We start from the raw sequence: 13,677 nt of genomic DNA, 5'->3' as shown, positions 1-13,677 counted from the left end.
CTCACGCTCGTTGCCAACGTAATAGCAATTGCCGTTACTCCCCGAATTCAATGACGCTATAAACACCGGCATAGCTACAAAGTAAAACATTTTGTGTAAATACTAAAAGCTTTAGCGCGGTTAATTTTCCACATAAGAAAATCCACTTACTGCACATCAATTGTCACATCAACCGCAAACAATATTAACTTACATAACATTAACACTAATGCCCGCAGATATTAACTATAATTGTATTGAAAAACACTTGTATCGATGCTATCTGAACCTACCTACTTACCAGCCCGTATGGTTGCTCCCGAAATTGAAGCCCACTTTAAAAAGCATCAGTTTGCGGCGCAAAGTATCCCCGATAGTAATATAGCTACCGCACCGGATAGTCACATCATTGAAGCGGTTATTGATATCGCATTTTGGTCGAGCATGCGGCGCGAAGAAGGGCGTTCACCTAATATCTCATTGGCGCTATTACAGCCGTCGCAATCAGACAAGCCCCTTATTTTTGGCGAGAAGCTACGGTTAACTACCCAAAACCTGATCAAACTTGCACCCGCTGTTGAGCAGCCAGGCATACACTTAGGTGTTTGGCCCGATGGCGACGACCTGTTCATATGGGGCACTACCCACAGCGTACCTGCCATTTGCTTTGTTTTAGAGGTGGTTGAACCCGGCCTGCTGGTAATTAAACACCGCCGGGTTGATGGCTTTGGCAAGTTTGTGAATGTAGCCGTTTTACAGGGCGACCAGATAAAAGTTTTGGATGAGGCTACCATGGGGGTGGCCGATTGCCCGCAGTTGCTAAAATCGCTTGCCAATATGCCCCTGCCATCGTACATGGGCGAATCATTTAACGTACTGGTGCAACTGGCGGCATCTATGCGCCAGCATAAACGTGGGGGATTGGTATTGATGGTTCCGGCAGGGACAGAAAAATGGAGGGAATCTATCGTACAACCGGTAAAATATCCTGTTATACCAGCCTATGGCGCTATCGATGAACTTTTAAAACTTACCGAACAAGAGCGTAAAAAACTGGAGTGGCAGGAATCGTTACTGGAAGCTATTGACCTGATAGGCGGCTTTACTGCTGTTGATGGCGCTACGGTTATTACTGATAAGTATGACCTGCTTGCTTTTGGCGCCAAAGCAGCACGTTCAGCTAATAGTGTCCCCGTAGGGCAAATCATCATGACAGAACCTGTTGCCGATGGCAAAGCGGTAAGGATGCACCCTTCCCAAAGTGGCGGCAGCCGCCATTTAGCAGCTGCACAATTTGTAAGCGATCAGCATGATGCTGTGGCATTGGTGGCCTCGCAGGATGGACAGTTTACGGTTTTTGCCTGGTCTGTAGAACTGAGTATGGTGCATGCCCACCGGATAGATGTACTGTTATTATAAAATGATAAACAGGGAGCTCCGCTCCTTTTGCTCCAGATTACTACTGCGATGGCCTTTGCCTGTGGTATCTTCCATCAGCAATACCTCCCCTTGTTGAAACACACGTTTTTCTCCGGTTGATGTTTCAATCTCTACACCACCATCCAATAAAACTACATATTGTCTTTGTGGCGCATTGTGCAGGTCGTTATATCCGGCAGGCACATTTCTGAATTGTAGTTGCTTAACCTCTACATTTTGTGATAAGTGACCAATAGGCCCGCGATCCGTTAAGGGGTAAAACACTTCATCAAAACGGCTTTCGCCATTTTCATCCGCATAAACACGGGTTACTTTAAAGGTTTCCATACTTAAGCTACTATGCGGTTCCACTCGGGGTGGCGTTTTAAAAAGAATTGTACATAGGCGCACAAAGGCACCAGCTTTAATCCTTTTTGTTCAATATATATTAATGCCTTTTCTACAATTGCGGCAGCAATGCCACGGCCTTCCAGTTCGGCAGGCACTTCGGTGTGGATCAGGTAGATCTTGTTATCCCTGGTTTTGTAGTCAATAAAAGAGCGATGCCCGTCTACAACCAATTCAAAGTTGTGGATAGCTTCGTTATTTACAAGTTGTATGTTATCGTAATTCATTTTCTTACTTTTTTAAACTGGCGCGATGTCCACAGCGCCAGTAAATAATCGATCAATTTTTTCATCAGAGTAATTAGTTTTCAATGGCGATGAAGCTATCATGAGCCGTTTTATTAGTTCCGTTTTTTGAGCGGAGGCTTATGACGGTTTCATATAAACACCAACTTATTAGCTAATGCAATTTCGTCATAACTAATGGTATGCTGGCGTCCTTTATATACTTTTAAAGTCACGTTTGCATTCATCCCTTTCAAAACGGCTACACTTTCTTTTACCCTGCTCAAAGGCACATGCGGGTCGGGGTCGCCGGTGGTAATCAATACAGGCGTACCTGCAAAATCGCCTTTATAGTTATTAAGATTTAGCTCTTCACCAATCAACCCGCCTGTAAAAGCTACCGCACCGCCGTATTGTTTGGCGTTGCGGGTGATATATTCCAGGGTTAAACATGCCCCTTGCGAAAACCCTGCAAAGTAGATCTTATCCGCAGTAAAGCCATCTGCCAAGGCTTGTGCTACCACTTCATCAACAATTGCTAAAGCCGAACTTAAAGCCGGTTCGTTTTCTTCAGCAGGTGCTAAAAAGCTGTAGGGGTACCAGCTGTTATTGGTAGCCTGTGGCGCGTAAACGGTCATTTCAGTTGCGTTAAACTCACGGGCAAGCCGCATTATATCGGCAGCCGAAGCGCCTCTGCCATGCAGCATAATCAGGGCAGCTTTTGCATTGGCGGCTGGTGCGCCGCCAATGCTTATTTGTTTGCTGTGTGTGTACATTTGCTTAGTCTAATTTTGGTAATGATTTTTCTAAAGCGCTGCGGAACCTTTCATGTTGTGCAGGCAATTTTAAATGTGTGCCTAATTCTTCAACCGGTTCATCAACGCTAAAGCCCGGGTTATCGGTAGCTATCTCAAACAATACGCCTCCCGGCTCGCGGAAGTATAATGAGTAGAAATAGTTACGATCTATCTTATCGGTAATATTTAACCCTAATGCTGCTATCTTCTCACGATATTGCATCAATACTTCCTCATTTTTAACCCTGAACGCCACGTGGTGAACAGAGCCACCTGCCACATGCCCTGCAACTTCACCGGCAACCTCTACCAGATCAACTATATTGGCGTTATCAACCGCATCGGTTACAAACCTGTAACGGTTTACATGCTGCTCTAATAAACGATAGCCAAACACATTAGTAAGGATATTGGCAGTTGGCTGCATTTTGTTGGTGGTGATGGTTATGTTATGAAAACCTTTGGTGGCATTATCTGCTTTTATCTCATCAGTTTCCCATGGCAAGCGGGTATCGGTAGTTTTTGAGGCTATCAATTCCAGTTTTAAACCGTCGGGGTCTAAAAAGGTAAGGTATTGCTCGCCAAATTTTTCGGCTACTTTATTATAGGTAACGTTGTGTTTTTCGAAACGTTTCAACCAAAAATCAAAGCTGCCTTCGGGTACAGAGTAACCTATCTCAGTTGCCTGCCTTGAACCTCGCCTGCCTGTGCTTATCCCTTCCCATGGGAAGAAAGTAAGGATAGTGCCGGGCGTGCCTTGTTTATCGCCGTAGTATAAGTGATAAGTTTCGGGGTCATCAAAATTCACGGTTTTTTTAACCATTCGCTGCCCCAATACTTTTGTATAAAAATCGTGATTGCGTTTGGCATTGCCTGCAATTGCTGTGATGTGATGTATGCCGTTTATTGTATTTTCCATGATCTGTGTGTGTTTATGTTTTATGTTTAGTTTTGTTTAAAATTCAAGTTTGCCGAATACACCATTTTTATAATCCTCAATAGCCTGATTGGTTTCTTCGGCGGTGTTCATTACAAAATTGTCTTTAGCGGCAACCGGCTCTTCAATTGGCTCGGCGCTTAAAAACAGTATTTGTGCGTCCTCTTCCGCTGTCATGATGATCTCTTCATTATCTTTTTCAAAAACAATGAGGTTATACTGACTAACGGTTTCCTGGTTTACCGTTATGCTGCCCTTTACTATATAGAGCAGTGTCCAGTAACCAGGGGTTGCCATTAACTGTACCTGTTTGCCTTGTGCTATTTCGCCCACTATTGATACAACGGGTGTATAGCTTTTCAGCGGACCGGTTTTACCATCGTAACTGCCGCTTGCCAGCCTTAGGTTTACGCCATCCTGCTGTAATACATTGGGCTGTTGTGCTTTGGTGGCCGATTGATAGCTTGGCTCGTCCCATTTATTTGCTTTTGGTACGTTTATCCAAAGCTGTATCAGCTCCTGTGTGCCGCCATTTTTTAAAAGGTCGGCGGTTGGGCCTTCGCTATGTAAAACGCCTTTACCTGCAAACATCCATTGCACATCTCCGGCTTTAATAATGCCATCGTGCCTTGCGCTATCCTTGTGGTAACCTTCGCCCTGCAGCTGAAACGTTACCGGTGCAAACCCACGGTGCGGGTGCGGATGGATACGCAATTCCTGGCCCGGTGTAATTTCCTTTGGCCCCATATGGTGCAAAACGATCAACGGATTGGCAAACCTGAAATCCATATGTGGCAATGGTTGCCTTACGGTTTCTTCTTTGGTTATTTGCTTCTCCCTGCCTGCAAGGATGTGTTGGATCTTCTTTTTCATATCTCTTTCGATTTGATATAACAAAGATACCCTGTAAGCGCATGCAGCCCAATAATGTAGGTTAAGGCCAATACTTATGGCAGGTTAAGACAGAAACTTAATGTAGATTAAGTGCGACATGTAGCGATAAATTAAGCAGCATTTGCCGCCCGTTCTGTCCCACTATAAAATGGGACAAGTGGAACAAACGGAACATATTGACAATCAGCAGATTGAATTTTTAAATTTGCACCCATATCTCAAATTTTACTTTAACTAAATATGATCAATAATCTTATTTACAGATATTTATAATTTTCAAGATTTTGTTCCATTTTTTAAAATAACGAGACAAAAACAGAGCGGAAATAACAGGTAAAATAACGGCAAAAAACGACTTTTTTCGACCTTAATTCGGCCTTTTTGAGATATTGAAAAGCAAATGTAAACCCACAACGTTAATTAATTAACTATTTAATTTACAGTAGTTTAACAATTTTAAGGCTGTTCCATTTTGTTCCGCTTTTTGAACAAATGGAACAGGGATTTTTCGCTATTTGTTGGCAATTTACTCACCCCTCGGCACTACGTGCGCGACCCTCTCTGCTGCGCAAAGAGGGTATGAAATAATGAGTTTAACCCTCTTTCCGCTTTGCGGAGAGAGGATGGTCAAGCGAAGTAATTACCGGGTGAGTAAACGGCGCGGAGCGCATACTTAATCTCCCGAATGCCTGTGAGGATAACACCAACAAGGGCAAAATAGGAATGTCATTTAGAATGAACAGCGGGGAGAAATCTTGTTCATTATACATAGTTCGCCGCCTGTCAATTTAACAAGATTTCTCTCTATCGTTCGAAATGACACGGTGGGTTAGCTTATTTAACAATCTGCGTATTCAGCATCTTGCTTAAAAACTCGGGTGTAACACCAATATAAGATGCCACCTGTTTTTGCGGAAGGGTTTTAATAAGCGACGGGTAAAGCTGGCAAAAGTTGGCGTAACGCTCCATAGCCGCGAAGATGGCGTTATCTATTTGCCGGTGCTGATAAGTTGCAATCGCATTTTGCCCCAGTATGCGGTTAAAACGCTCAAATTTTGGCACCTTAAGGTTCAGCTCTTCAAAATCAGCCTTGTGGAAAAACAGGTACCCGGTATCCTCAATGGCATCAATATTTAAGCGGGCAGGTTCGCCGGTAATGTAGCTGCGCATATCAACTATCCACCAGCCCGATGGGGCAAACTGCAAAACGTGTTCGGTGCCATTTTTATCAACGGCATAGCTGCGCAGGCAGCCCGATGTAACAAATACAATTTTAGAGCTTACATCGCCTTCCTCTAATACAAACTGTTTGCGCCTGGCTTTTTTATAATGAAGCAGGGATACAAGATATTCCTCCTCCGCTTTATCAAGCGTAACGTGTTTGGCAATACTGCTAAGCAAAAGGCTGTGATCCATCGGTATAAATATATTAAAAAGGCGCTAAACCATGCGAGCCAGGAGTCAAGACGTTAGAATTAAGAATTAAACAAACTTAGTATTTATTATGTTGCCAGGGCATTAGTCAATAAGCAGCTGTTTTCCTGACTCTTGGTTCTTGAGTCTTGATTGTCCATTTTTATACCTTTTTAAATAGTGCTATACCATTATGGCCGCCAAAACCAAAGGTGTTGCTTAAAGCCACATTAACTTTTTTATTGATAGCATCTTTAATAACAATATGTAAGCCTGCGGGTACTTCCGGATCAATAGTATGTGTATTGATGGTTGGCGGGATAATACCATCGGTAATAGCTTTTACCGCAATGATAGATTCGATTGCGCCGGCAGCACCTAACAGGTGACCGGTCATAGATTTGGTAGCGCTTACCGAAAAGTCTTTATTATTGCCAAACACTGCGTTTATGGCCCTGGCCTCGCTCAGGTCGCCTACCGATGTTGAGGTGGCATGGGCGTTCACGTAGTTTACATCTTCAGCATTCAGGCCGCCATCATGCAGGGCAAATTTCATTCCCTGTATAGCGCCCTTACCTTCGGGATGAGTAGCGGTGATGTGGTAAGCATCTGATGTCATGGCGGCGCCTGCTACTTCGGCATAAATTTTTGCGCCACGGGCAACGGCATGTTCGTATTCTTCAAATACCAGTATCCCGGCGCCCTCGCCCATTAAAAAGCCGTCGCGTTCCACATCAAAGGGGCGTGAGGCGGTTTCAGGCGAATCGTTGCGGGTTGACAATGCTTTTAAAGCATTATAACCACCTATTGAGGCTTCGCTGATAGGCGCATCGGCACCACCTGTTATAATAATTTTGGCTTTACCCCAGCGGATATAATTCAGCGCATCCATAATGGCGGTATTGGCTGAAGCACAGGCAGAAACGGCAGAGAAGTTGATCCCCATAAAACCGTATTTGATAGAGATAAGGCCCGCTGCCATATTGATCAGCGTTTTAGGGATAAAGAAAGGGTTAAAGTGCGGATTAAAGTCGTTAGCGGCAAATTCCCTTACCTGTTGTTCAAAAGTTTCAAAGCCACCCTGTGCCGAGCCTAATATTACGCCCACATCAAACGGCGACATTTTATCCAATTCAAAGCCCGAATCGTCAATGGCTTGCTTTGCAGCAGCTAAAGCGTACTGGCTGTACAGGTCGCTGCGTTTAATTTCGTTACGGTCAAGATGCTCGGCCATTACAAAATCTTTTATCTCGGCGGCAAAATGGGTTTTGAAGTTTTCGGCGTTAAAACGTGTAATGTTGGCCGCGTTACTGCGCCCGTTTACAATGTTGGTCCAAAAACTTTTCATATCGTTCCCGGCCGGTGATACTACACCCAGGCCCGTAATAACAACTCTTTTCATGCTTAATTAACTGCTAAAAACCGGCCAAAGTTTTAATACCCGCGCCTGTGCAATTGTGGGCGCAAATGTAAGCAAGTATGCCATTAAAAAAGCAACACAATGGTAAACTTTTGTATGGTTTTACGGCTATAATTGTAAAAATGGTAAATTGCGCCGTTTTAATAATATACTATGCAAGAGTTACAAGAGCCGTTTGATGTACTGGTGAATGGAGTGGTTTATTCCGTTTTTCCTGAAGAAGATAATATTTATACCATATTTAAGGCCGGCGCCGAGTTTGGCAAAATAGAAAAAGACACCGAAAACCTTTGGATAAAGCTAAACCCCGAAACCGAAATGCCGCTGTTTGATAACGACCCCGAAGTAAACGCCATAGGCCAGGCCATAACCAATTATGTGCCCGAAGATGATGGTGACGATGAAGAAGATTTTGAGTAGGATAATACCCTTGCCCGTTTCTGAATGTTAAAAATCCTCGCAGATCCCCCCCTATCCTGATCGGCTTGATGTTGCAGTTCCTTTAGTAAATTTCAAGATAGGCCGGCCAATTAATCATCCCTGGTTGTATTGGGCCTGCCATTATTAGTATTTGTACATAATACTGTGGCCTTCGCCAAAATCCCTTCTTTGTTAATACTGAAAAAATTATTGCAATAAATTTGCGCAACTCAAAAGTTGCATGTATATTTGCAACCAAAAGGTTGCAAATATACAGATACATCAAATGAAACAAGATATATTTCAGGCCATAGCCGACCCAACACGAAGGGCTATTTTAACTTTGCTTGCCATACAGGCATTAACACCAAATGCAATGGCAGAAAAATTTGATATGAGCCGGCAGGCAGTATCTAAACATATTAAAGTATTGCACGAATGCGAATTGATTAAACCCGAGCAAAGCGGCAGGGAAATTTATTATCACTTTAATGCAAAAAAAATGCAGGAATTTGACAACTGGGTAGCCCAGTTCAGGCAAAGCTGGAAAACTCAATTTAACCAGCTTGACGTATTATTAACAACAATTAAAGAACAGAAATAATGAACAACGATTTGCTATTTGATTTTAACGTTGACAAGGCCGCGAAAACAGTTTATATAACCAGAGAATTTAATGCCGGACAGTCTTTAGTATGGGATGCTTTTACCAAAGCCGAATTGCTGGACCAATGGGGGGCACCTGCACCTATGCGCGCTAAAACTAAGTATATGAATTTTGAAGTTGGCGGGCGCCGGTTTTATGCCATGATAAGCCCCGATGGGCAGGAGCGTTGGGCGGTACAGGAATTCACCTCCATTACCCCGAAAACAAATTTTAAGATGTACAACGCGTTTGCTGATAAAGACGAAAACCGTGAACTGCCGGGTTCTGAATGGGATTACAATTTCAGCGAACAAAATGGCATTACCAAAGTGAACATCGTTATTTTTAATGAATCTTTTGAGCGATTGGAGAAATTATTAGAGGGCTTCAAAATAGGCTTTACCATTACCTTAAAAAACCTGGAAGACCTGCTTACGACTTTATCGCAGAAATAATAAGTAGAAAAATTACCAATTTTAAAATAAAAATCATGAGAACAATTAATCCCTGGATCAACTTCAACGGAAATGCCGAAGAAGCATTCACTTTTTACAGATCAGTTTTTGGCAGCGAGTTTACAAAAGTTGTTCGTTTTAAGGACTTAGCAAGCGCTGAATTTGTTGTACCCAAAAATGAAGAAAACAAACTTATGCACATTGCCTTGCCAATTGGCAAACACAATGTGTTAATAGCTAATGACGTTCCCGAATTTATGGGTCGGGTAAACGAAAACGAGAATCGGTCTAAAATATCAGTTAGTGCAGAAAGCCGTGAAGAAGCTGACAAAATATTTAACGGATTATCAGCAGGTGGAGATATTGAAGGGCCTATAGGCGATAGCCCCTGGGGAACATACGCCGGAATGTTTAGGGACAAGTACGGCATTGAATGGATAGTGGAATTTGACCCCAATTATAACGGATAAATTTAACCAAATAAAAACCACGAACGATCAACGGCAGTTTCACAGCAGATGAATATTTTGAAGAAATTGAGTAGGATAATATGCCTATATTAGGCCTACCCAATTTCTGAATAATGAAAAGACGCTCGTTCGTAAAAGGATCATTAATAAGTGGCGCAGCCGCCGCTATTACACCGGTAGCAGCTATGGCAAAACCCGAATTTGACAGGCCACCGTACCGCGAGCATTACGAATTAAGGGTGTATACCTTTAAAAGCGTGCAGCAGCAAAAAACCACCGAGGATTTTTACCGGGATGTTTTTGTACCGAAAGTAAGAAAAGAGCTTCATGAGCCCGTGGGGGTTTTTACAGAGCTGACCCCGGCGGGGCAAACAAAGCTATATGTATTAATACCTTACAATGTTTATGAGCGTTACGCGGGCTTAAACCACACCCTGGAAAACGATAAGGAATACTGGGCGAAAGGTGCCGCTTTCCTGAACGCGCCGGCAGCCGACCCTGCATTTGAGCGCATGGATACGTCTTTAATGCAGGCTTTTATGCACATGCGCCTTAAACAGGTCCCGCCGCGCGAGCAACGCATTTTTGAGCTGCGCCAATATAAAAGCGCAAGCGAGGCTGCCGGTAAAAAGAAAATAGAAATGTTTAACGATAAAGGCGAGATTGATATTTTTAAACGGCTTGGCTTTAAACCGGTATTTTTTGGCGAAACCATTTTTGGCAACGACAGGCCAAATTTAACTTACATGGTTACCTTTAAGGATATGGAAGATAAGGCTGCCCACTGGAAAGCTTTTGTTGACGACCCCGAATGGAAGAAGATTAGCGCCGTACCTGAATATGCCGACGCCCTGCTGGTATCAAAAATAACATCAACCATGCTGGTACCAACAGATTACTCGGGCATCTGACCGGCTTTATTTTCGTCGTTATGGTTTTTGTACCATTCCTTCGCATTTTTTACACCGATGGCATGGCCGCGCCTTCTTCCATATGTTTATCTGTTAAAAGCGCATTGGCAATTTCTACCGCTTTATCGCGGATTGGTTTTGGCAGGTTTTTATATGATGGAGGGTAATCTCCGTTTCTCCAGGGCATTATGCATCTTTTATGCTATTACAAACATAACCAAAAATTGGTTTGCGGGTTTTAAAACCTACACGCTCATAAACCCTTATGGCCTGATGATTATCTGCCAGCACATGCAAAAACGGGATACCGTTAGCCTTAATAACCCTTTTGATCTGCTCGTTTAGCAGGATGCCTGCATAACCTTTCCCCAAATGACCGGGATGGGTACAAACCGCGCTTATTTCTATATACGGCGATGGCTGCATACGCTGCCCCAACATAGATACCAGCTTGCCATCTTCAAAAATACCAGTATAGTTTCCAAACTCAATGGTACGCTGCAAAAACGGCCCCGGTTTGGTAAGCTGCGTAAGCTCCAGCATTTGCGGTATGTGGCTGTCGTCAAGGTCTGTTATTTGCTGCGAAGTTGAATTTACTGGTACCGGCCCTTCATATACCATTTGCAGCATATCAAACGCCCTTGCCACCTCCCAGTTTGTTGGGATACTTAGTTTTACCGGGGTGAAAATAACAACCGGGTTTATATGGGCGCCCAGGGCGGTTATTGCCTTAAAGTCCTCTTCATTATTATTCTTCATCCCGGCAAAAGGCGCTACATCCCGGCGAAAGATGCTTGTTTGCCCTTCTCCTATCGCGAGTTTTTTGTTACCTGTTTTAAGTGCGTTGTAAATGGGGTTATCAAGGATGTGTGTCATTTATATATACTACTCTGTACGGGCAAACTTAATTGATAGCAACAAATAAATTATCATTTGCCGGTAAATAGGTTTGCCTGCCAATCGTTCTGATTAATATTTAATATTGTTAATTTAATTAACGTTACCTTTAGGTAATTCCTGTATTACTTTTCCAATCTGTTTTTCTGCAATAGTTATTGTAGTCATAATAATACCCTGTTGTTTGTAATATTTTAAGCCGATACCATGACTAAAGTAACAGGAACAGACGAAGAGTCTGTTTCCTCCAATCAATTCCCTGTAGTGGGCATAGGTGCTTCTGCCGGTGGTTTAGACGCTGTAAAACAATTTTTACAGGCAGTGCCTGAAAAATCAGGTATCGCTTATGTATTTGTGCAACATTTAAGCCCTACACACGAGAGCTTGTTGCCGGGTATTCTTAAAAAGCAGTCACGCATACCGGTTCATATCATTACCGATAATATTCACCTGGAACCTGATAACCTTTATATCCTCCCCAATAATAAAATAGTTACTGCCACAGATGGCGTGCTTAAACTTGCCCCGTTAAACGAAAAACGCCACCGGATAAGGATCATCGACTTATTTTTTTCATCCCTTGCAGCAGTGCACCAGGGCTATGCTATTGGCGTTGTGCTATCTGGTTTGTTAGATGACGGCACTATAGGCCTGCAGGCTATTAAAGCCTATGGAGGCATAACTTTTGCACAGGATAACGAATCGGCTGCTTATGATGATATGCCCAATAACGCTGTAAGCACCGGCACGGTAGATTTTGTGTTGCCCCCCGCTAAGATAGCTGAGCAAATTATCGCTATCAATTACCCCTTTAACCCCGACAGCATAAAAACCGAGGAGAGCAACGCGCAAAACGACGAAGAAACATTTAACAACTTGCTTAAAGTTTTGCTTGCCCGCCGCGGGGTTGATTTTACGTATTATAAAAAAAGCACTTTAAAGCGCCGAATCATCAGGCGTATGGCGCTTAACAGTATAGATAAACCCGAGCACTACCTTTCCTATTTAAGCGAAAATAAAAGCGAACAGGATGCTTTGTACAATGATATGCTGATATCGGTCACCAATTTTTTTCGCGACCCGGAGAGTTTTGAATTGCTTTGTAAAACTGTTTTCCCTGATCTGTTAGATCAAAAAGCAGATAACGCCTCGTTAAGGATCTGGATAGCGGGCTGCGCCACGGGCGAAGAAGCATATTCAATGGCTATATGCCTGCAGGAGTTAATGGGCGATAAAGCATCGGCCATAAAAATACAGGTGTTTGCCAGTGATATTTCTGAAACAGCTATTAAAAAAGCGCGCTCGGGCGTGTATCGCCCAACCGACCTGGAAGGGTTATCGCCTTTGCGCCTGCAGCAATTTTTCACAAAGCAAAACAGTAATTACAGGGTAAATAAAGAGATCAGGGATATGTGTGTGTTTGCCCATCACAACCTGCTTAAAGACCCTCCTTTTTCAAAAATGGACCTGGTTAGCTGCCGTAATGTTTTGATATACCTGGAGCCTGTTTTGCAAAAAAAGGCGTTGGCAACATTCCATTACGCATTAAACGACCAGGGTTTCCTGATGCTGGGAAAATCTGAAAGCATAAATAATAACCCTGAACTGTTCTCGGCCTATAGCCATCACGAAAAGCTATTCAGGAAAAAAGGCACAAGCGGCCGCCACATGCCGGTAACCAGCCGCGGTGGCGAGCAAAGTTTTAAAAATATCGATAACAGCATCCGTAAGGAAAGCGGCAAACAGGACGTTTTTAAAATTGCTGATGATACTATCCTTGCCAGGTACTCACCATCGGGCGTATTGGTTAACCAAGAATTTGACATTATACAGTTTAGGGGCAAAACCGATAACTGGCTGGCATTGCCCAGCGGCAAAGCAAGCTTAAATATTTTAAAAATGGCCCGCGAAGGTTTGGCTTTTGAGTTGCGCAACTTATTACAGCAGGCTAAAAAAACCAATACCGTAGTTAACAAAAATAACGTATTGTTTAAAATTGGCGATGAGCAGCATCACGTAGATATGGAAGTTGCCCCCCTTGCTAATACAAACGATCAGCATTACCTGGTGATCTTTAAAGAAGACCTGTCGCAAATAGTATATATTGACAATACGGACGGTAACGCTACAGAACGGGGCAGCAGTTACGCAAATAATTTAAGGATTGAACAACTGGAAGCCGAACTGATGCAAACACGTGCAGATATGCGCGCGGTTACAGATGAGCAGGAATCTGTTTACGAGGAACTGCAAAGCGCCAACCAGGAGTTATTATCGGGTAGTGAAGAAATGCAGACCGTAAATGAGGAAATGGAAACCTCAAAAGAAGAGCTGCAAAGCACCAATGAAGAGATCATTATTGTAAATAACGAGCTGCTGGAACGTAA

The 13,677-nt window shown here is 43.2% G+C and carries 16 protein-coding genes; 7 read left to right on the top strand and 9 right to left on the bottom strand.

Going from position 1 to position 13,677, the window contains the following annotated elements; genetic code table 11:
• The first annotated feature begins 255 nt into the window (after positions 1–255).
• On the top strand, positions 256–1,398 hold the full coding sequence (locus tag WC615_RS19025; protein WP_372979652.1) for a putative sensor domain DACNV-containing protein: 1,143 nt from the start codon (positions 256–258) through the stop codon (positions 1,396–1,398).
• Here the strand turns inward: WC615_RS19025 and WC615_RS19020 are convergent.
• The 7 genes from WC615_RS19020 to fabF all read right to left on the bottom strand — a co-directional run bounded on the left by WC615_RS19020 (position 1,393) and on the right by fabF (position 7,473).
• Positions 1,393–1,746 (bottom strand): hypothetical protein, encoded by a 354-nt coding sequence (locus WC615_RS19020; RefSeq protein ID WP_372979651.1) that lies wholly within the window; start codon positions 1,744–1,746, stop codon positions 1,393–1,395. The genes WC615_RS19025 and WC615_RS19020 overlap by 6 nt on opposite strands.
• Before the next feature lie 2 nt (positions 1,747–1,748).
• Positions 1,749–2,033: a GNAT family N-acetyltransferase gene (locus WC615_RS19015; protein WP_372979650.1), complete on the bottom strand. Its 285-nt coding sequence runs from the start codon at positions 2,031–2,033 to the stop codon at positions 1,749–1,751.
• Between the two features lie 149 nt (positions 2,034–2,182).
• On the bottom strand, positions 2,183–2,806 hold the full coding sequence (locus WC615_RS19010; RefSeq protein ID WP_372979649.1) for an alpha/beta hydrolase: 624 nt from the start codon (positions 2,804–2,806) through the stop codon (positions 2,183–2,185).
• 4 nt (positions 2,807–2,810) lie between these two features.
• Positions 2,811–3,746 carry a ring-cleaving dioxygenase gene (locus tag WC615_RS19005; protein ID WP_372979648.1) on the bottom strand — a complete coding sequence of 312 codons (936 nt, stop codon included), beginning with the start codon at positions 3,744–3,746 and terminating at the stop codon, positions 2,811–2,813.
• A gap of 36 nt (positions 3,747–3,782) precedes the next feature.
• Positions 3,783–4,637, bottom strand: coding sequence for a pirin family protein (locus WC615_RS19000; protein ID WP_372979647.1), 855 nt, complete (start codon positions 4,635–4,637; stop codon positions 3,783–3,785).
• 855 nt (positions 4,638–5,492) lie between these two features.
• The gene (locus WC615_RS18995; protein WP_372979646.1) at positions 5,493–6,074 is read right to left on the bottom strand and encodes a Crp/Fnr family transcriptional regulator; all 582 of its coding nucleotides are present in this window, start codon (positions 6,072–6,074) and stop codon (positions 5,493–5,495) included.
• A gap of 160 nt (positions 6,075–6,234) precedes the next feature.
• On the bottom strand, positions 6,235–7,473 hold the full coding sequence (gene fabF / locus WC615_RS18990) for a beta-ketoacyl-ACP synthase II (protein ID WP_372979645.1): 1,239 nt from the start codon (positions 7,471–7,473) through the stop codon (positions 6,235–6,237).
• Positions 7,474–7,644: 171 nt separating this feature from the next.
• Here fabF and WC615_RS18985 point away from each other — a divergent pair, with 171 nt between their 5' ends.
• The 5 genes from WC615_RS18985 (at position 7,645) to WC615_RS18965 (ending at position 10,393) form a co-directional block, all read left to right on the top strand.
• Entirely contained in the window at positions 7,645–7,911 is a 267-nt protein-coding gene (locus WC615_RS18985; RefSeq protein WP_372979644.1) for a hypothetical protein, read from the top strand.
• 286 nt (positions 7,912–8,197) lie between these two features.
• Positions 8,198–8,515 carry an ArsR/SmtB family transcription factor gene (locus tag WC615_RS18980; protein ID WP_372979643.1) on the top strand — a complete coding sequence of 106 codons (318 nt, stop codon included), beginning with the start codon at positions 8,198–8,200 and terminating at the stop codon, positions 8,513–8,515.
• Positions 8,515–9,012 carry an SRPBCC domain-containing protein gene (locus tag WC615_RS18975; protein WP_372979642.1) on the top strand — a complete coding sequence of 166 codons (498 nt, stop codon included), beginning with the start codon at positions 8,515–8,517 and terminating at the stop codon, positions 9,010–9,012. The genes WC615_RS18980 and WC615_RS18975 overlap by 1 nt, the downstream gene beginning before the upstream one ends.
• Before the next feature lie 35 nt (positions 9,013–9,047).
• Complete coding sequence (locus WC615_RS18970) at positions 9,048–9,482, top strand: VOC family protein (protein ID WP_372979641.1); 435 nt, start codon at positions 9,048–9,050, stop codon at positions 9,480–9,482.
• A gap of 113 nt (positions 9,483–9,595) precedes the next feature.
• Entirely contained in the window at positions 9,596–10,393 is a 798-nt protein-coding gene (locus WC615_RS18965; RefSeq protein WP_372979640.1) for an NIPSNAP family protein, read from the top strand.
• A gap of 49 nt (positions 10,394–10,442) precedes the next feature.
• Here WC615_RS18965 and WC615_RS18960 read toward each other — a convergent pair whose 3' ends face one another.
• Together WC615_RS18960 and WC615_RS18955 are read right to left on the bottom strand one after the other, a co-directional pair.
• On the bottom strand, positions 10,443–10,580 hold the full coding sequence (locus tag WC615_RS18960) for a hypothetical protein (RefSeq protein ID WP_372979639.1): 138 nt from the start codon (positions 10,578–10,580) through the stop codon (positions 10,443–10,445).
• Positions 10,580–11,269: a GNAT family N-acetyltransferase gene (locus WC615_RS18955; RefSeq protein ID WP_372979638.1), complete on the bottom strand. Its 690-nt coding sequence runs from the start codon at positions 11,267–11,269 to the stop codon at positions 10,580–10,582. The genes WC615_RS18960 and WC615_RS18955 overlap by 1 nt, the downstream gene beginning before the upstream one ends.
• Before the next feature lie 228 nt (positions 11,270–11,497).
• On the opposite strand from WC615_RS18955, the gene WC615_RS18950 reads away from it, so the two are divergent.
• The coding region (locus WC615_RS18950; protein ID WP_372979637.1) for a CheR family methyltransferase at positions 11,498–13,677 on the top strand (2,180 nt) is incomplete at its 3' end.

Origin of the sequence: Mucilaginibacter sp. (genome assembly GCF_041663085.1) — a bacterium.
Taxonomy (GTDB): Bacteria; Bacteroidota; Bacteroidia; order Sphingobacteriales; family Sphingobacteriaceae; genus Mucilaginibacter.
The sequence above is the reverse complement of the archived record's forward strand: the minus strand, read 5'-3'. Positions and strand labels throughout refer to the sequence as shown.